The sequence below is a fragment of the Rhodococcus sp. NPDC056516 genome, from assembly GCF_042794655.1.
GTDB lineage: Bacteria > Actinomycetota > Actinomycetes > Mycobacteriales > Mycobacteriaceae > Rhodococcus_F.
This window is the reverse complement of sequence record NZ_JBHTTG010000001.1, coordinates 153,528-171,086: the sequence shown is the minus strand read 5'-3', so window position 1 is coordinate 171,086 and position 17,559 is coordinate 153,528. Positions and strand designations below refer to the sequence as shown.

Sequence of the window (17,559 nt, the reverse complement as noted above, 5' to 3'; positions counted from 1 at the left end):
AGCTTCACATCATGGAAATCCCGTACATCCCCGAATACGCACCCTTCACCGGCGACCAGCGCGCGTGGCTTTCCGGATTCCTGGCCGGCCTACACTCACGAACCGTCATGCCCGGTCAAACCAGTACTGCAACAGCAACAGTGGAGAGAACTGCCGGCGCAGCCGTGCACATCCTCTTCGGAAGCCAGACCGGTAATGCGGAGTCCGTCGCCGAGGACGTGGCCGCTTCTGCCCGTGCCCACGGTTTGGAACCGCTCGTCGCCGGCCTCGATACCGTGGACATAGGCGACCTCTCGGCGATGCGCCGGGTACTGGTGATCACCTCGACGTACGGCGAGGGCGAAATGCCTGACAACGCGCAACTGTTCTGGGAAGTAGTCGAATCCGAGAGTGCACCCAGATTGGACGGTCTCTACTTCGGCGTGCTCGCGCTCGGTGACACCAGCTACGACGGCTACTGCCAGTCGGGCAAGAACATCGACGCCCGCTTCGAAGCGCTCGGCGGGACCAGGGTTGTCGACCGCACCGATTGCGACGTCGACTACGAGGATGCCGCTGCCGAGTGGATCGTTCGTGCAGTCGCTGCGGTGGCTGGCGTCGACGGTGATGCGGGGGCGGCTGTCTCGCCGGTTGCGCCTGCTCCGACGAAGACCAAGTCCCAATGGACACGCAAGAACCCGTATCCTGCAACAGTCCTCGACAACCGACTGTTGTCCGGCGGGGACTCCGCCAAGGAAGTCCGCCACGTCACCTTTGCACTCGGCGAGGACGGTCTGGATTACGAGGCCGGAGATGGATTGGGCATCCGCCCGATCAACGACCCCGCTCTCGTCGAGGCGATCATCCATCAGCTCGGGGTCAGCAGTGACTACGTCGTCACCGCGAAAGACGGCTCTTCCGCAGCGTTGGACCAGGCGTTGACCAGCGATTACGAGATCTCGATTCCCTCGCGCGATTTGATCGACGACATCGCCCGACGCAGCGGAGACGCCGAACTGCAACACATTCTCGACACCGAAGATCGGGAAGCGCTCGACGCGTGGCTGTGGGGCAAGGACGTTCTCGATCTCCTGCGGTTGGGCAGCAGCGTTCGGATGAATCCCGAAGAGTTTCTTGCTCTCCTGCGTCCGCTTCAGCATCGGGTCTACTCGATCTCGTCCAGTCCGCTGGCCCACGACGGCACCGTGCATCTGACGGTAGCGAGTGTGCGCTACCGCTCCGGCGAGCGGGATCGCGGTGGCGTCTGCTCGACCTATTTGGCAGATCGTGTCTCCGAGGGCGATCGGGTCGGAGTTTTTGTCTCCAAGAATAATTCGTTCCGCCTACCCGCGGATGATACTGCTCCCGTCGTGATGATCGGCCCGGGAACCGGAATCGCTCCCTTCCGTGCTTTCCTGCACGAGCGTCGCGCACGCAAAGCGTCGGGGCAGAATTGGCTCTTCTTCGGTGATCAGCATCAGTCGAGCGACTTCATCTACGAGGACGAGTTGACCGGGCTGACCCGTGACGGCGTCCTGACGCGTCTCGATCTGGCCTTCTCGCGCGATCAATCCGAGAAGATCTATGTCCAGACCCGCATGCGCGAGCAGGGCCGGGAGTTGTTCGCCTGGCTCGAAAAGGGCGCGCACGTGTACGTGTGCGGCGACGCCACGCGGATGGCGAAGGACGTCGACGACGCGTTGCACGAGGTGATCGCGGAGCACGGCGGATTGGATGCGGATGCCGCTGAGGACTACGTCAACAACCTCAAACGATCGAAGCGGTATCTACGGGATGTCTACTGAGATGTGCCCGCACCGTGGCGAATGTCGTTGCGCAGCTTTAGCGCGCATGTCGGACCTGGACGTGCTGCTTGCGCGCCCAGGATTCCGCGGTGGCCTGATCGACACTGCACCCGCGGTAGTCGGCGAAATGCTGCCACTCTTGGGAGACGTCGTCGCCATCACCGTTGCGGGGCCAGCGGCTGTCAACAACTCGGGCAAGTACGCCGTTCCCACGTTTCCCGGTGATCCACTGGTCTGCACGCCCGGACTTGTCTCTCTGCGTTTGAACACTTCCGCCCTCGGTTCGGTGGTGACCACTGACGCAGAGCAGTACCTCCCGCCAACACTTCGGATGTTCGATACCCACGGATCCAGTTCACACACCACCTATTTGACCCCGACGTCAGATCGTCTCGCCTTCGAGGCGATGCGAGCCGCACCGGAGACTGCAAGGGAGACAAGCCCTCCCGTCCAGTCAGTGAATACACCCGCTTTCTGGGCCGAAGCCGATCAACTGACACAGCTCGACTTCATCCTCGTGGACGGCGGCAGCGAACGCCGCAGCGGATTGGTCGCTCTGGGCGCCCTCGGTTACCGGCGAATCGATCCACACCTCATGGCTGCCGGGGTGGAGCACCTGTCCTACCACCAACTGCCCGTCACGACCGTCGTCGCAGGCAACGGTTGCCTGCAGATCCACCGTGGCGATCTCGACGCCGCAGCGATGTTCGGGGGGACGTTGACTTTGGCGTCGGACACCTGCCGGACGATGATCGATCTGAACGGCGTCTCGGAGTGCTGGCTGACCCGTGCCCACGGCGTTCACGGACTGACCAGTTCGATCGAGGTGTACGACTTCCGCCGCAAGTGCGTAGCCGTGTTCACTCAGACTGGCCCAACCGAATCCGCGGTCATGGGTGTGTGGGAAGACGTCATGAGTTCGATTTCGGCCGCGTCCTGACACCGACAGCTGCTGATCGAGTGTAAGAAATCGGCGTACCGCGATAACCAAACAGGATGGCCGAAGCCTAGCCTTGGGTTTCGGTCACTTGTCGTGCCTGCATCCTGACGCTGATTCAAGGAGTTATCCATGCCCCGCCCTCTCGTCGAACCGTCGCTGGTCCCGGCCTTGCGCCCGGCGCTGCCTGCATTGGCAGCCGGGGTGGTCTCGGCGGCGGCGTCGGGAATCGCGATGCTCGGTGCGCTCTGGTGCGTCGTGCAGCTCATCGGTGAACCGTCGATGAGCTGGGCTGGATGGGCATGTGCGCTCTGGTTCGTCGGCGTAACTCTCGCGGCCACGTCGTCGTGGCTCTCGCACCACGCCGAGTCGCTCTTCGAGGCCAGGCTCCGACGCCAGCTCGCAGCCCACCTCGTTCGCCTGCCGGCAAGTACGCTGTCCCGCTACAGCGGCGACGCACTGAGAAGGCTCGTCTCGGAAGATATCTCGGCGCTGCACCATATGACTGCGCACCTACCGGCCGAGTTCGCGACGCTGATCGTGGTCCCCGCGGTCACGATCACGGTGCTGGTCATCTCAGCCGGCCCCGTGGCGCTTTTCGCTCTGGTCCCCGGCATCGTGGCCGCGCTGTTCTACCTGATCGTGATCCCCCGAATGGCCGCGCGCCACAGCGCTGAAAGCGCGGATGTCATGGGCGACATCGTGACCTCCGTGGATGACTATGCTCGCGGCATCCGCGTCTGCCGGATCTACGGCGCGCAGACCGGCGCTGCCGCCGACTATGCAGCATCGACGGCACGGTTCACTCGCGGAATGCAGGAGCGCGTTCGACTCGTGGCTACCCCCGCGGCCGTCGCAGTTTCCCTCATGCAGGCGACGGCGACGTTCGCGATCGCCTATGCCGTCGGATTTCGCTGGGATGCACCGACGTTAGCCGCAACCATCCTCTTCAGCCTCGCAATCGTGACACCGGCCCTGCGGCTCGGGCACGGCCTCGACTACGTCACGGCGGGACGCTCTGCTGCAGTCCGGCTCGCAGCAGCCCTGGACGAACCCACCCTCCCTGCCGGTGAAGCGCCAACCGTTCCGGCCTCGAGTCCCTCCGATCGACTGGAGATCGTCAACCTGACTGTCACGATCGCGGACCGCAGAGTCATCGACGACGTCACGCATGCATTCCGCCCGGCCACGATCACTGCGATCACGGGACCGAGTGGAGCGGGCAAGACGACGCTCCTGAAAGCATTGGCCGGCTTCGAAGTCCCGGAACTGGGTACCGTCCGCTACGCAGGTCGTTGCATCACCGCGATCGACGAGAACCTGCGGCCACAGTCCATTCTGCTCACACCCCAGGGCGCAGACGTGTTGCCTGCCACGGTGCGCGAGAACATCGCATTGGCCGCACCCGATGCAACGGACGCGGAATACACCGCTGCACTACGCCGGGCACAGATCGACGTCAGCCTCGATGCCGACGCCACATCACTCTCGGGAGGAGAACGCCAGCGCGTCGGGCTTGCTCGTGTATTCCTCTCGCCCGCAGCAGTACTGCTGCTCGACGAGCCGACCAGTGCACTTGACGATCGCACGGCCGCCGAACTGCTGAAGGAATTGCGACACCTCGCACATGACGAAGGAAAAACGATTGTGATCGTCACCCACGACCCCGCTCTCGCAGATGATGCCGACGATCGACTCGACCTCGGCGGTCGAAATGTGCACGATGCCACCTCGCACAATGCAGCCCTGACTGGAGCCGAATAATGAACAGCGCCAATGCGGCCCGCCGACGCTTGATCACCATCGGATTCGGCTGGGTGTCCGTTGCCGTCCTCGAAGCGATCGCGTACACCACCCTCGCGCTCTCGATCGCCGATCACCGGTCGCCGGTTCTCGTCCTGTCCACGGCGGCGATCGCGCTCTTCGTGACCGTGCTCGTCTCGCGAGCCGGATACTTCACCGGCGCCCGACTCGTCGGCGATCTCTACGACACTCTTGGTGGCGCGTTCGCCCGCGCGAAGCTGTCCTGGTTCACCGACGACAACCGGGCACTGCTCGCCACCGTCGCCGGCCGCGGAATCCCGTCACTGATGAGCGTTCCCGCGCACCAACTTCAGACCTTCCTCGTTGCACCACTGATCCCGCTGCTCCTGCTTCCCGGAATCGCGGTCGTTGCGGGACCCGGCGTCATGCTGCTCGTCGGCGGACTGCTCGCCGTGTCGCTCGCCGCTCAGACGCTGGCCCAACGCGCGCTCAGCCGAGCGGACGAGCGCCGACACGAAGCCGAACTCGCAGCAACGCAGTCGACACTCGAGCTCACCGACCATCTCGAATTACTGCGTACGGCAGCCGGTCCCACGCGTGCAGTCGATCGCATCGAGCGAAGCTGGCGGGATCAGGAAGCTGCGCTCGCACGGACAAATCTCGCCGCGGCACCAGCGACATTCATCTCGGCGATCGCCACCATTGTGCCGCTGGCAGGCGCAGTGATTTTCCTCGACGCCACCGGATTCGACGATCCCGCAGCCGCTCTCGCCCTCGTCATCCTCACCGCTCGCGCCGCTGCGCCGCTCGACGAACTCGCCCTGGCCGGAATCGGAGTCAACGAACTGCGCGCAACGGTTCGCGACTACCGCGCCGCGACTTCGGCTCCCGCACTGCCTGAGCCCGCACCCCAGGACGCCGCGCGCCCTGTTGGAACGGACATCAAGGTCGTCGTGGTGGACCACGCTCCGGTTCTGCATGGTATCAACGCGGAGATCCCCGCTGGTGAGCGTGTTCTCGTCGCAGGGCGCTCCGGTACGGGCAAGAGCACACTTCTCGGGCTACTCATGCGCTTCGACGACCCGGACCAAGGCAGCGTCACTCTCGGCGGAGTTTCATTGCGCGACTTGCCCTACGACGACCTGGCGGCGCACATCGGCTACGTCCCCCAGGATCCACTCGTGTTCTCGGGCACTCTCGGTGAGAACATCGGACTCGGAAGACCGGGCGCTTCCGAAACCGAGATCGAGGACGCCGCCAGGCGCGCTGCCCTCGGTGCCGTTCTCGATCGCTCGACGCTAGGAATCCATCAGGACATCGGGCACCAGGGTGCCGCTCTCTCCGGTGGCGAACGTCAGCGGGTGGCGATCGCTCGCGCCTTCCTCAAAGACGCTCCCGTCCTGGTGCTCGACGAGGCGACCTCGGCTCTCGACGAGGGCACCGAACGCCGCATCGCCTACGCCGTGCGGGAATTGGCGGCAACCGTCTTCGTCGTCACCCACCGCGACCCTGCCATCTGGGAGCCCACCCGCACGATCACCCTCTGACATTGGTTGCCCCGCGACCGGGTGTACATCTCGAATCATTCACAGGCAGTTGCGAGCCGAGCGAGTAACTGGCGGAGAACCCTGGATTCGCTCTCCGTCAGGGTTGCGTGGAGTAACCCGTCCTCTGCTTCCTTGATTCTGCCTCGGACCGCATCAAGCAGGATTGCCCGTCGAAAGTAATCCCGACAGTGCGCTGCCGTTGATCTCGTGACCGTTCCCGACTGACCAGTCCCCGCGAAACCAACTCGTCCAGATGCCGCCCAAGCCGAGTGGGATCGCGTCGCGTCCGGCGAGACAGTTCTACCTGAGACATCGCCGTGCTCGAGGCGACTTCGGTCAAGATCGCATACTCACACATCGACGGTCCGGGGCGGATTCGGAGTTGCCTCGAATCGGCGGGGAATGTCCCTTCTTCGCTTGTGATGCGTGCCTAGCTGAAGCAACTGTTCCACCGATCATTTCTTTGTCGGACAAAGGCTTCGGGACAGACCTGCTACTGGAGCGGTCATGCGTTCAGACGACATACATCGCCCCTATTGAACGGAACAATGATGTCGACCATTCAATGAACGGAGCGAAATGAAAACTCGAATCTCGAGGGCCGTCCTGGTTATTACTGCGAGCTTAGCGGTCATCCTCCCGGTGTCCGCGTCCACTGCAAGTGCAGCACCGACTGGATGCACCACGGGCGGCGGCAACGTCTACTCCACAGCGTATTGCTCCGGCGGATCCGGCCGCTATTGGGCGTGGGCGAACTGCAAAATGACGACATGGCCAAACTGGACCGCGACGGTGCATGGCGGATCAAAGGCTGCAAAGAGCGGCCAGCACGCGACGGTGCTATGCCCGCCGCTGTACGTGGTGATCAACCGCGGTGTAGGTGTCGCGAACTAATCAGGTGCGGGTGCGGTGATCCTCCCATGGTGAAAGTTGGAGAGATCGACCTCGGCCGGAAAACTGGTGGTCGGCCTGACGTTGCGCTGTCCGCTCGGCAATCGGTCGTGAGATAAACATCGGGATCACCTTCCCGACGGCAGAACCTCATCGGACGAATACTGCGAACGAACAACCGCCGTCACACAATCGTGTGGCGGCGGCTGTTCGTTCCGAGTATGAAAGTTCTGCGTCCTAAAGCTTCTCGTTGATGAGCGGCACGATATGTTCAGCCGCCCACATCGTTCCGATCGGGCCACCGCTCGTGATTGCCCATAGAACATCCCCGCCGTCGGCGGTGCGAGGAGGCAGGCCAACCCAGTGCCCGGAGGACACCGCTCCAAGTGCTTGGAACAGCTTCCCGCCGGTCAGCTTGTTGAAATCTTCCTCGCTGCCGGCGGCACTGCGGCCGATCAGCAGGAAGTCCGCATCGATGTTTTCGAGAAGTTCCTCGCCGACAGTGCTCTGGGTGACGAACTCTCTTGCGCGCGGGTTCTCGGCGAAACCGAGCTCACCCAAGAAGACTGCCGGAGCTGAACCAGGAGCTGAAAGATATTGCAGCCCATTGCCAGTGCCGTAGAAGATCGCCCACGTTGCGTTGAGGCCCGTAAGTTTTGGGTTCTCCTGACGCACCTTCGCAAAATACTGATCGTGGTCGGTCACGATCTTTTCGGCAGCCTTCGAGAGGTCGAGTGTCTCGCCTAGTACGCGGATCGACTCCTTCCACGGAACCAGCATCCGTGACTTCGTGTCGGGGCTCGTCACCACCGGTGCGATGGAGGACAAACGTTCGTAGTAATCGCCCATCGACAAACCGCCCAGGCCGTCGGCCCAGCCGACGGCGACGATGAGGTCAGGTTCGCTCGCGGCGATCGCTTCGACGGGAAGTGTGCCGCCCATCGCGAACTCGAAGGTGTCGAGTTCCTCTGCGCCGTAAGGCACCAAGTACGACTTGGAAGCCGACTCCTTGACCATCGACGAAGAGAGGACGGGTTTGACGCCGAGGGCGAGGAGCATTTCCGTGTCGACGGCGTTGGGCACGATGGCGGCGATCCGCTCCGGCCGCTTCTCGAGAATGCTTGTACCGTAGGGCGATTCCAAGGTGAGCGGGTAGGTGGTTGTTCCTTCCGCCGCAGGAAGGGCACTCCCTTCCGAACCGGGAGAGGATGCCGTTTTCGAGTCTTCGGCCGAGGCCGAGCACCCGGTTACGAGGAGCGCTGCGGCGAGCGCGGCCCCGATCAGTCCGGTGATCCGTGATCGTCTGGTGCGCAGGACTGTCATTTCTGCCTTTCGGTGTTATCGAACACTTTCGGTGTTATTGAGCGCCTTGGGTGTTACCGAGTGATGGATCCAGGTCAGGAATCTGCGCGCACGGTGTCCCCGCGCTTCCAATAGCCGGTGAAGTCGATGTCGGTCTTCGCGATCCCCCGATCACGGATGAGGTATCGACGGAGCGATCGAACCGTCGCCTGTTCTCCGGCAAGCCAAGCGAATACGCGTCCGTCAGACCATTCGGCAGCACGGACCGCATCGAGCAACAAAGAAGTAGTGCCGGGCTCGGCCTCCTCGCGTGGCAACCACGTGATGCTCACCCCGGGCAACTCGCGCACCGATTGAATGTGAGCCGGGTCCGCAATTTCGACGAACACCTGCCCCCTGGCGTCGGCGGGAAATTCCTCGAGCAGACATGCGATCGCAGGCAGCGCCGTCTCGTCACCGACGACCAACAGATGCTCGTAATCATGCGGAAGTCCTTGTGATACCGAGGGACCCGCGATATGTATCCGGCCACCCGGGCTGGCGTCGCGCGCCCAGGTGGTAGCCACTCCACCGCCGTGAACGACAAAATCGACGTCGAGTTCCCTTGTTCGCGGGTCGTAGCGCCGCACGGTGTACGCGCGGGCGAGTGGACGGCGTCCCGCAGCGAAGGTCACACTGCCGTCGACTATCACCGGCAGGACCGGATCGGTTTCGCCAGGGTAGGTGAACAACAATCGGATGTCGTCGTCGAAGCCTGTGCTGGCGAAGGCAGGCTCGACGTGACCGTCCGCGTTGGTGAAGGAGTCGAGCTGCGCTCCGGTGAGCGTCACTCTCCGCATTCCCGGCGTCACGTCTGTCACGCGACGTACCTCGAGTTCGCGCAAGGTAACGGGATACGCCGTTGTCGGACGGGTGTTTCGGGGCACGGAAGACTCCTCGGAAGCGCACAAACGGGGGTTCGGCCCACGTTCGATCACGGCGGGAGGGCCAATAAATAAAGCTAGCCTGCCCTAATCGGCTACGGTTATCCGTGCGTGCCGACTTCTTCCACTCATCGGCCGCCTACGCGAGAAGGCATCTACATCAGGAGGGCATCGTGGGACCACGGTTGGTGTTCTCCGCGGGCGAAGTACCCGAGATCCCCGCTGCTCGACTCGCCTCGATCGCGAATGAACGTGAACCGCTGCTGTTCTGGGTCCGCACCGGACGCGCGGAACTACGGATCGGCGACCGCGTCCGCAGCCTGACCGTGGGGGGGGCAGTGTGGGTACCGGCGGGAATCGCATACAGCATCCAGGTCGACCCGGGAGCGGTCGCGTTTCCCATTCCGATGCCCGCTGCCGACCTGCCGCCCACGTTGAACCGGATCATCGACTTCGAGATCCCGGCAGCCTGGCAGGACTGGCTCGTCCACCAGTTCGCGCACAACTTGGGATTTCTGCGCGGTGGGACGGCTGTGGGAGCCGGACTACTCGAGCTTGTCGCGGGAGCCCATTCCCACGACGCCGACGCTTCGGTGTCGTACGCCCCACCGAAGTTGCCACGCTCGGCCGAGGCCCTCGAGATCGCTCGCACGCTTCTACGAACGCCTGCCGACGACACCGACCTTGCCCAGTTCGCCCGGCGACTCAAGATCGGGGTCCGCACTCTGCAGCGCAGGTTCACCGAGGAAACGGGGTTGCCTTTCGTGCGCTGGCGCACCACAGCACGGATCGCGGCGGCGACCGTTTACCTGGACGCCGGACGCGAAATCGGTTGGACGGGTACGCAGGTGGGATTCGCGACGCCCGCGGGCTTCACCCGAGCTTTCCGTGAACACACTGGCATGACACCCAGCGACTACGCGCGGGCCCACCGTCGCCCGACGCCGATCCAGGAGAACGAGACTCTGGCACAGGGCGTCGCACTGTTGTCGGAGGAAGGCGCCCAGTCGGACTCTGCACCGGCACCCCCGACGATCCCCGCAACCGGAACGTGGGCAAGGGTCAACGACTTTCACGTCGTCATCTGGATCTACCGAGGTTCCGCCCGGGTCACTTTCGGCGACCGAACCTGGAACCTGCGGCGGGGCGACGCGATGTGGCTTCCCGCGGGAGTACGCAACAGCGTCGAGATCGGGGAGGGTTCACTGTTACTTCCGCTCGGATCCCAGCCAGGCGCCTCTCCCGTCACCGCACCGCCGCCGCGAGTGCTGCACTTCGCTCGCGAAGCGGAGGCGTATCTGTTGCACACGGTGGTCGCGAATTACACCCACCTACGCCCCGAGATCCACGATCCGGCGCAGATCGCGAGGCAGGTCCGAAGTGTCGCGGCGGTGCGTCCACCCGCCGGCCGTCAGACCGATCCCGTCGAGCGGATGCTGGCCGCGCTCCGAGCGGACCCCAAAGATTCGCGCACGCTGTCGGAGTGGAGCGCTCGACTCGGCGTCGACAAGAACATGCTCCACAAACGCTTCGTAGCGGCCACCGGCCAGAGCTACCCGCACTGGCGTGCTCAGTTGCGCATGACCCTTGCCCGCGCCCATCTCGAGGAGGGCCTTTCGGCCGGAGAGACTGCCCGCCGGCTCGGCTACGCGCACGCCTCCGGCTTCACCAAGGTCTTCGTCGCTACCCACGGTATGTCGCCGCGGGACTACCAGCGCCGTGGGTGGCGAGGCGCGACCGAAGGACTCATCGACTCGTGACCTTCGTCGGAGTAATTCCGACAGGCCCCACTACACGAACAATGCGGCAGCCATTCCGGCAAAAACCAGCGAGATGGCAAACAAGTAGAGACGCAGAATGCCGCGGTACCTCTCGCGAGCCTGCTCCACTTCGTACGAACTACTCAGAGTCCGGAAGAGAACTACGAGCATCAGAGCGACGGCTGTGAACAGTGTGACCACGATGACCCAGTCCGTCGTGGTTTCCACCGGCGCTTTGCCGTCGTCGCGAATTGCCCACTGAGCCAAAAAGTTCAGCAAGAACCCCAAGATGATGCCGAGCGAAGTCACCATCGGCTGACGGGTATCCCGAATGTCGTCGTTCATGATCACTACTTTCTTGACTAAATTTTCAGTCAGGAGCTAGTCTCTGTGCAAGTAAGTCGGCGCCGGTGAAATCTGGCGCGATCGAACAGTAGCTGGATGTTGCCCCGCTCGCGCGCGATGAACAGATTCCTCGAAGACCAAGCGAGCACGCGAAGAGCAGAAGGAGTCACCGCAATGCAAAGACGTCGGTTCATTCAGGCAGGCGCAGCTGCGCTCAGTGGCCTCTTTTTGGCAGCTTGCAGCGATTCCGATTCCGCATCGAGCGGGAGCGATGGCAGCAACGATCTTCGCGAGTGGGTGATGCCGGAAGAGGGGGATCCGCACAAGCGCACCTGGATGGCATTCGGCGCCAGTGAAGCGATCTGGGGAGCGGCTCTGTTGCCCGAGGTCCAGCGCAACCTCGCGACGATCGCGCAGACTATCGCGCAGTTCGAGCCCGTCTCGATGCTTGTTCGTTCCGAGGAACTGGACTTGGCTCGCACCCTCGTCGGCCCATCCGTCGAACTGATCACCGCGCCTCTCGACGATCTCTGGATGCGCGACACCGGCCCCGTATTCGTGAAAGGCAACGGGACCAAAGCGGGTATCGATTTCAACTTCAACGGCTGGGGCGAAAAGCAGGATTTTGATCAGGACGGCCAGGTCGCAGCCTTCGTTGCCGCCCGTGCGGGAGTCGAATCATTGCCTACCGACCTAATCCTCGAAGGCGGCGGCATCGAGGTCGACGGCGAAGGCACAGCCATCATCACCGAAAGCTGTGTACTCAACAACAACCGCAACCCGGGATGGTCGAAGTCGGACGTCGAAGCCGAACTCGGCCCTCTGCTCGGTCTCGACAAGATCATCTGGCTACCGGGAATCGCCGGCAAGGACATCACGGACGGCCACACGGACTTCTATGCCCGTTTCGCAAGCCCAGGTGTCGTGGTCGCAGGCCTCGACACAGACCCGGAGTCGTTCGACCACGACGTGACCGCACGTCACCTCGAGATTCTCCAGAACGCGACCGACGCACAGGGGCGGAAGCTGGAAGTGGTTGTCCTCGAGGCGCCGGTCGCAATCAGGCCCGACTTCGAATCGGATGATTTCGCAGCCGGATACATCAACTTCTACGTGTGCAACGGGGCGGTCATCGCACCCGAGTTCGGTGACCCCGAGGCCGACCAGGCAGCCAGAAGTGTATTGGAGCGCCTCTTCCCTGACCGCCGCGTCGTGCAGATCAACATCGACGCCATCGCCGCCGGTGGTGGCGGCATTCACTGCACCACCCAGCAGGAACCCGCGGACTAGAAACCCGTCCCGACCGCCCTCGTAGAATTCGGACTCGTGTCGAACCGTCAAACGCAAATCTTGGAAGCAGCAGTCCGCGTCATTGCCCAACACGGCGTACGCGGGCTGAGGGTGGAGACGCTCGCTGCCGAGGCCGGAGTGTCGACGGCACTCATCTACTACCACTTCCAGAATCGCGCAGGTGTGCTGCGCCGGGCCCTCGATCACATCAACGATCGCGCCGCGCTGTACACCGAAAGTGCCTTCACGGAGACAGACCCTCGTGCGCAGCTCGAGCAAATGCTCCTGCTGGAGTTTCAGAATTCCCCGAAGATTCGGGAGAACAGCATCGCCTGGGGTGAACTCCGAGCAAGCGCAGTCTTCGCCGACGAGCTGCGCGAACCGTTACGCACCACGACGCAGGAGTGGGCAGACGACGTCGAATCTTTGATCCGCCAAGCGCAGGACGCCGGGCTCGCTGACCCGAAGGCAAGCCCGGCCGACGCCGCCGAACGACTCACCGCCCTGGTCGAGGGTCTGAGTGAACGCTGGCTGAGCGGCTCGATCCCCATCGAACGAGCCCGAGAACTGCTCACCGGTGCGATCGGCGTGGAGATCGATCCGAACTAGGCTCTACCGCTCGTCGACGCCCTTCGATTCCGGCGACAGAGCCGGGAACCAAATGTCGGTCAGAACCTCGGCGGCCTGAACCCGTGTCACGTCGATCGTCCCCTGCACGGCCCAGCGTGTGAAGAATCGCTCCAACTGACTCACGAGCAGTTCGACGCGCAACCTCGCCTCGTCGTGCTGTTCCGCCGGCCACCGACCCAGGTACTTGGGCATGGCATTCGGTAGTTGGGTCATACCGTCTCGCGCTGTCTCGCGGAACTCCGGTTCGAGTGCCACGGCCTCGTCCCAAGCCGGCAGCAGGCGCTTGTTCTCGTCGAACCAGTCGAAGGCACGCTGCAGCCAAGCCGTGAATTCCACGCGAGAGTTCGTGTCGAGGACCCGATCGAGATCGATGTAGAAAGCGAACGCACTCGCCGCCATCCCGGCTGCGCCGATCGTTTTGAGCATCTCCACCTTGCTGGCGAAATGCACGTAAAACGTGGCTCGACTGCATCCGACGACCGAGGCGATGTCGTCGACCGTCACAGCCGCGTATCCCCGTTCCTCGAACAACGTGCGTGCGGCGTCCACGAGTTTGGCCCGCGTCGCGCGTTTCTGCTCGTCGCGAAGTGTTCCCCGCCTGTTCTTCGGGCCGTCCGTAGTCGTGCTCACGTCGCCCACCTTGCTCGCATTTCGACCTCCTGGCAAATCACCGACTCGCCGTCATCAAAAAACATTGCGTCATTCATTGACACAACGTCAGCGAGTGGCGCACTATGACTCAAGTCACTTCTCGGGCTTCGATTCCTCTCTCGTACGCCCGAGACAGAACAGAAAGCGATGGCGAATGAGCCCCTCCCCCTTGCCGAGCGTGTGCATCATCGGCGCCGGGCCCACCGGAATCACGACGGCCAAGCGAATGAAGGAATTCGGAATACCCTTCGACTGCTACGAAGCGTCCGACGAGGTCGGCGGAAACTGGTACTACAAGAATCCCAACGGGATGTCGGCCTGCTACCAGAGCCTGCACATCGACACGTCGAAGTGGCGCTTGGCATTCGAGGACTTCCCGGTCTCTGCCGACCTTCCCGACTTCCCTCACCATTCCGAACTCTTCCAGTACTTCAAGGACTACGTCGAGCACTTCGGCCTGCGTGAGTCGATCATCTTCAATACCAGTGTTGTTGCGGCAGAACGTGATGCAGACGGACTGTGGACCATCACGCGCTCCGACGGCGAAGTCCGCACCTACGACGTCCTGATGGTCTGCAACGGACATCATTGGGATCCCAACATCCCGGACTACCCCGGTGAGTTCGACGGGGTCCTCATGCACAGCCACAGTTACAACGACCCGTTCGACCCGGTCGACATGCGCGGCAAGAAGGTAGTCGTGGTCGGAATGGGCAACTCCGGCTTGGATATTGCCTCCGAATTGGGCCAGAGATACCTCGCCGACAAGCTCATCGTGTCGGCTCGCCGTGGAGTCTGGGTACTGCCGAAATATCTGGGCGGAGTGCCCGGCGACAAACTGATCACCCCGCCCTGGATGCCGCGTGGTCTACGACTGTTCCTGAGCCGTCGATTCCTCGGCAAGAATCTGGGAACGATGGAAGGCTACGGTCTACCCAAGCCCGACCACCGCCCCTTCGAAGCCCACCCGTCGGCCAGCGGCGAGTTCCTCGGACGCGCCGGGTCCGGCGACATAACCTTCAAGCCTGCCATCACCAAACTCGACGGAAAGCAGGTGCACTTCGCGGACGGCACCGCCGAGGACGTCGACGTGGTCATCTGCGCCACCGGCTACAACATCAGCTTCCCCTTCTTCAGTGATCCGAATCTGCTGCCGGACAAGGACAACCGATTCCCACTGTTCAAGCGAATGATGAAGCCCGGCATCGACAACCTCTTCTTCATGGGACTGGCGCAGCCCATGCCGACACTCGTCAACTTCGCCGAGCAGCAGAGCAAACTCGTCGCGGCCTACCTGACCGGTAAATACCAACTGCCGTCTGCGAACGAGATGCAGGAGATCACCAAGGCCGACGAGGCGTACTTCCTCGCCCCCTATTACAAGTCGCCGCGGCACACCATCCAGCTCGAGTTCGATCCCTACGTTCGCAACATGAACAAGGAAATCGCCAAGGGCACCAAGCGTGCCGACGCCTCGGGAAACAAGCTCCCTGTTGCGGCGCGTGCAGCCGCACACGAACTCGAGAAGGCGGATCGCGCATGAGTCTGGTGAACGGACACTGCAACAACGAGTTCGACGCCGTCCGCACGGCCTTCGAGGCTCAACTCGAATCCGGCGAGGAACTCGGCGGCTCCATCGCCATCACCGTCGACGGAGAACCCGTCGTGGACCTCTGGGGTGGATACGCCGACGAATCTCGCACCACTCCTTGGGGCAGCGACACCATCGTCAACACCTTCTCGATCACCAAAACGATGACGGCACTGTGCGCACTACTCCTGGTCGAACGTGGCCAACTGGACGTGTACCAGAAGGTTGCTCATTACTGGCCCGAATTTGCGGCAAACGGTAAGGAAGACATCGAAGTTCGCCACCTGCTCTCACACACGTCCGGAGTCTCCGGTTGGGAGCGCCCGATCGAACTGAAGGACATCTACGACCTCGAGGCGTCCACCGCCCGCCTCGCCACCCAGCCACCGTGGTGGACCCCCGGTACGGCGTCGGGCTATCACGCGATCAACTACGGCCATCTCGTCGGCGAGGTCATTCGTCGCATCGACGGGCGGACTCTCGGCAGGTTCTTTGCCGAAGAGCTTGCCGGTCCACTGGGCGCTGACTTCCACATCGGCACGTCCGCAGAGCATTTCGGTCGAATCGCGACTCTGGTTCCGCCGCCCGCATTGGAATTCGACCTGTCCACGCTCGACCAGGACAGCATCTTCATCAAGACCCTGACCTGCCCATTGCTCGACTACCCCGAGGTCAACACTGCGCCCTGGCGGGAAGCCGAGATCGGCGCAGTCAACGGCCACGGCAACGCACGTTCTATCGCCAGGGTCCAATCTTTGATCTCGTGCGGTGGTGTGCTCGACGGCCAGAAGCTGCTCTCGCAGAGCACCATCGACCTGATCTTCGAGATCCAAGCCGACGGTATCGATCTCGGGATCATGACTCCACTCAAGTTCGGCATCGGCTACGGACTGCCACATCCGGTTACCGCGCCACTGATTCCCGACGGACGCGCCTGCTGGTGGGCAGGTATCGGCGGCTCGATGCTGGTCAACGATCTGGACCGACGGATGACCTTCGCCTACGTCATGAACAAGATGGCACCGGGTCTGATCGGATCCGACCGAAGCAACGCTTACCTGAGCGCCGCATACAACTCCGAGGTCAGCGAGGTCAGTTCATGAAGGCAGCTCAGCTCATGGGGCCCGGGCTCCTGGAAATCAACGACGTGCCGGTCCCGGAGATCGGTCCGTCGGAACTACTGATTCGTGTTGGCGCAGCGGGAATCTGCCACTCCGATCTCCATCTCCTGCACTTTCCGTACAAGATGCGCGAAGAACCACTGACCATCGGCCACGAGATCGCCGGCACCATCGAAGCCGTCGGAAGTGCCGTCGACGGCCGTTCCACCGGGGAACGCGGCGTTGTCTACCTGTGTTGGTCGTGCGGACAGTGCCGAGAATGTATGAGCGGCAACGAGAACATGTGCCTCGCCGCCGGACGCACTGCGATGCCGCCCTGCCCCGGGCTCGGCCCTGAGGGCGGTATGGCCGAGTACGTCAAGATTCCGGCTCGCTCCTTCGTGCCCATCGGAGACCTCGACTTCCTGCAGGCCGCACCACTCGCCGATGCGGCGCTGACGAGCTACCACGCCATTCGCGGCGCCCGTGAACATCTTCAGCCCGGTGCCACCGCCGTGGTAATCGGCGTCGGTGGGCTCGGTCACGTTGCAGTACAGATACTTCGGGCAATCAGTGCCGTGCGCATCATCGCTGTCGACGTCGGACAGGATCAACTCGATCTTGCCAAACGCTGCGGCGCAGACATCACGCTCGAATCGGGGCCGGACACCGCGCGGCAGATCCTCGACCTCACGTCGGCCAGAGGAGCAGAAGTCATCTTCGACTTCGTCGGTGTCGATGCAACTGCACAGATGTCGGTTCAAGCGGTTGCACCGAACGGCGCGTATCGCATGGTGGGCCTCGGAGGCGGAAACCCCGGAATCACCGCCGAAGCTGCCGGCGGACCAGGCTGGCCGTGGGGCGCATCGATCCGGAAGTCCTATGGCGGCACCAGAAACGACCTCGTCGATTCCATCGCCCTGGCACAGGCCGGTCTGGTAACCGTAGAAGTAGCCCGCTTCGACCTCGCTGATGCCCGCGACGCACTCGATCGTCTCGAACACGGCAAGGTCACCGGACGCGCAGTGCTCGTACCCTGATCTT

General features: G+C 62.8%; 15 protein-coding genes. 10 read left to right on the top strand and 5 right to left on the bottom strand.

The window, feature by feature from the left end; translation table 11 throughout:
• Nucleotides 1-11: 11 nt before the first annotated feature.
• The 4 genes from ACFQ6Y_RS00755 (at nucleotide 12) to ACFQ6Y_RS00740 (ending at nucleotide 6,032) form a co-directional block, all read left to right on the top strand.
• Nucleotides 12-1,784: a sulfite reductase subunit alpha gene (locus ACFQ6Y_RS00755; protein WP_378627790.1), complete on the top strand. Its 1,773-nt coding sequence runs from the start codon at nucleotides 12-14 to the stop codon at nucleotides 1,782-1,784.
• A gap of 46 nt (nucleotides 1,785-1,830) precedes the next feature.
• Entirely contained in the window at nucleotides 1,831-2,724 is an 894-nt protein-coding gene (locus ACFQ6Y_RS00750; protein ID WP_378627786.1) for a hypothetical protein, read from the top strand.
• Between the two features lie 129 nt (nucleotides 2,725-2,853).
• Complete coding sequence (locus ACFQ6Y_RS00745; protein WP_378627782.1) at nucleotides 2,854-4,485, top strand: ATP-binding cassette domain-containing protein; 1,632 nt, start codon at nucleotides 2,854-2,856, stop codon at nucleotides 4,483-4,485.
• A complete protein-coding gene (locus ACFQ6Y_RS00740; RefSeq protein ID WP_378627778.1) occupies nucleotides 4,485-6,032 on the top strand; it encodes an ATP-binding cassette domain-containing protein in 1,548 nt (515 codons plus the stop codon). The genes ACFQ6Y_RS00745 and ACFQ6Y_RS00740 overlap by 1 nt, the downstream gene beginning before the upstream one ends.
• 97 nt (nucleotides 6,033-6,129) lie before the next feature.
• Here the strand turns inward: ACFQ6Y_RS00740 and ACFQ6Y_RS00735 are convergent, their stop codons facing one another.
• The 3 genes from ACFQ6Y_RS00735 to ACFQ6Y_RS00725 all read right to left on the bottom strand — a co-directional run bounded on the left by ACFQ6Y_RS00735 (nucleotide 6,130) and on the right by ACFQ6Y_RS00725 (nucleotide 9,151).
• The gene (locus tag ACFQ6Y_RS00735) at nucleotides 6,130-6,390 is read right to left on the bottom strand and encodes a MarR family transcriptional regulator (protein ID WP_378627776.1); all 261 of its coding nucleotides are present in this window, start codon (nucleotides 6,388-6,390) and stop codon (nucleotides 6,130-6,132) included.
• Nucleotides 6,391-7,160: 770 nt separating this feature from the next.
• Nucleotides 7,161-8,246: an ABC transporter substrate-binding protein gene (locus ACFQ6Y_RS00730; protein WP_378627772.1), complete on the bottom strand. Its 1,086-nt coding sequence runs from the start codon at nucleotides 8,244-8,246 to the stop codon at nucleotides 7,161-7,163.
• A 74-nt stretch (nucleotides 8,247-8,320) separates the two neighbouring features.
• The gene (locus tag ACFQ6Y_RS00725; protein WP_378627769.1) at nucleotides 8,321-9,151 is read right to left on the bottom strand and encodes a siderophore-interacting protein; all 831 of its coding nucleotides are present in this window, start codon (nucleotides 9,149-9,151) and stop codon (nucleotides 8,321-8,323) included.
• Between the two features lie 170 nt (nucleotides 9,152-9,321).
• Between ACFQ6Y_RS00725 and ACFQ6Y_RS00720 the strand changes: the two genes are divergently transcribed.
• A complete protein-coding gene (locus ACFQ6Y_RS00720; RefSeq protein WP_378627765.1) occupies nucleotides 9,322-10,908 on the top strand; it encodes a helix-turn-helix domain-containing protein in 1,587 nt (528 codons plus the stop codon).
• A gap of 30 nt (nucleotides 10,909-10,938) precedes the next feature.
• Here the strand turns inward: ACFQ6Y_RS00720 and ACFQ6Y_RS00715 are convergent, their stop codons facing one another.
• Nucleotides 10,939-11,253: a hypothetical protein gene (locus ACFQ6Y_RS00715; protein ID WP_378448288.1), complete on the bottom strand. Its 315-nt coding sequence runs from the start codon at nucleotides 11,251-11,253 to the stop codon at nucleotides 10,939-10,941.
• Nucleotides 11,254-11,427: 174 nt separating this feature from the next.
• Between ACFQ6Y_RS00715 and ACFQ6Y_RS00710 the strand changes: the two genes are divergently transcribed.
• Both ACFQ6Y_RS00710 and ACFQ6Y_RS00705 read left to right on the top strand, forming a co-directional pair.
• Nucleotides 11,428-12,543, top strand: a complete 1,116-nt coding sequence (locus tag ACFQ6Y_RS00710; protein WP_378627763.1) for an agmatine/peptidylarginine deiminase — start codon at nucleotides 11,428-11,430, stop codon at nucleotides 12,541-12,543.
• A gap of 36 nt (nucleotides 12,544-12,579) precedes the next feature.
• The gene (locus tag ACFQ6Y_RS00705) at nucleotides 12,580-13,152 is read left to right on the top strand and encodes a TetR/AcrR family transcriptional regulator (protein ID WP_378627760.1); all 573 of its coding nucleotides are present in this window, start codon (nucleotides 12,580-12,582) and stop codon (nucleotides 13,150-13,152) included.
• 3 nt (nucleotides 13,153-13,155) lie between these two features.
• Here the strand turns inward: ACFQ6Y_RS00705 and ACFQ6Y_RS00700 are convergent, their stop codons facing one another.
• Entirely contained in the window at nucleotides 13,156-13,812 is a 657-nt protein-coding gene (locus ACFQ6Y_RS00700; protein ID WP_378541686.1) for a TetR/AcrR family transcriptional regulator, read from the bottom strand.
• A gap of 166 nt (nucleotides 13,813-13,978) precedes the next feature.
• Here ACFQ6Y_RS00700 and ACFQ6Y_RS00695 point away from each other — a divergent pair, with 166 nt between their 5' ends.
• The 3 genes from ACFQ6Y_RS00695 to ACFQ6Y_RS00685 are packed head-to-tail and all read left to right on the top strand — an operon-like array spanning nucleotide 13,979 to nucleotide 17,555.
• Nucleotides 13,979-15,367: a flavin-containing monooxygenase gene (locus tag ACFQ6Y_RS00695; protein WP_378627757.1), complete on the top strand. Its 1,389-nt coding sequence runs from the start codon at nucleotides 13,979-13,981 to the stop codon at nucleotides 15,365-15,367.
• Entirely contained in the window at nucleotides 15,364-16,518 is a 1,155-nt protein-coding gene (locus ACFQ6Y_RS00690; protein ID WP_378627755.1) for a serine hydrolase domain-containing protein, read from the top strand. Before ACFQ6Y_RS00695 ends, ACFQ6Y_RS00690 begins: the two co-directional genes overlap by 4 nt.
• Nucleotides 16,515-17,555 (top strand): NAD(P)-dependent alcohol dehydrogenase, encoded by a 1,041-nt coding sequence (locus ACFQ6Y_RS00685; protein WP_378541680.1) that lies wholly within the window; start codon nucleotides 16,515-16,517, stop codon nucleotides 17,553-17,555. The genes ACFQ6Y_RS00690 and ACFQ6Y_RS00685 overlap by 4 nt, the downstream gene beginning before the upstream one ends.
• The last annotated feature ends 4 nt before the right edge of the window (nucleotides 17,556-17,559 follow it).

Bases quoted from the DNA above. Each gene is read 5' to 3' on its own strand.
- ACFQ6Y_RS00685 (WP_378541680.1), top strand. From the start codon at position 16,515: ATGAAGGCAGCTCAGCTCATGGGGCCCGGGCTCCTGGAAATCAACGAC.
- ACFQ6Y_RS00730 (WP_378627772.1), bottom strand. From the start codon at position 8,246: ATGACAGTCCTGCGCACCAGACGATCACGGATCACCGGACTGATCGGG.
- ACFQ6Y_RS00755 (WP_378627790.1), top strand. From the start codon at position 12: ATGGAAATCCCGTACATCCCCGAATACGCACCCTTCACCGGCGACCAG.
- ACFQ6Y_RS00740 (WP_378627778.1), top strand. From the start codon at position 4,485: ATGAACAGCGCCAATGCGGCCCGCCGACGCTTGATCACCATCGGATTC.
- ACFQ6Y_RS00750 (WP_378627786.1), top strand. From the start codon at position 1,831: ATGTCGGACCTGGACGTGCTGCTTGCGCGCCCAGGATTCCGCGGTGGC.
- ACFQ6Y_RS00735 (WP_378627776.1), bottom strand. From the start codon at position 6,390: ATGTGTGAGTATGCGATCTTGACCGAAGTCGCCTCGAGCACGGCGATG.
- ACFQ6Y_RS00710 (WP_378627763.1), top strand. From the start codon at position 11,428: ATGCAAAGACGTCGGTTCATTCAGGCAGGCGCAGCTGCGCTCAGTGGC.
- ACFQ6Y_RS00715 (WP_378448288.1), bottom strand. From the start codon at position 11,253: ATGAACGACGACATTCGGGATACCCGTCAGCCGATGGTGACTTCGCTC.
- ACFQ6Y_RS00745 (WP_378627782.1), top strand. From the start codon at position 2,854: ATGCCCCGCCCTCTCGTCGAACCGTCGCTGGTCCCGGCCTTGCGCCCG.
- ACFQ6Y_RS00690 (WP_378627755.1), top strand. From the start codon at position 15,364: ATGAGTCTGGTGAACGGACACTGCAACAACGAGTTCGACGCCGTCCGC.
- ACFQ6Y_RS00695 (WP_378627757.1), top strand. From the start codon at position 13,979: ATGAGCCCCTCCCCCTTGCCGAGCGTGTGCATCATCGGCGCCGGGCCC.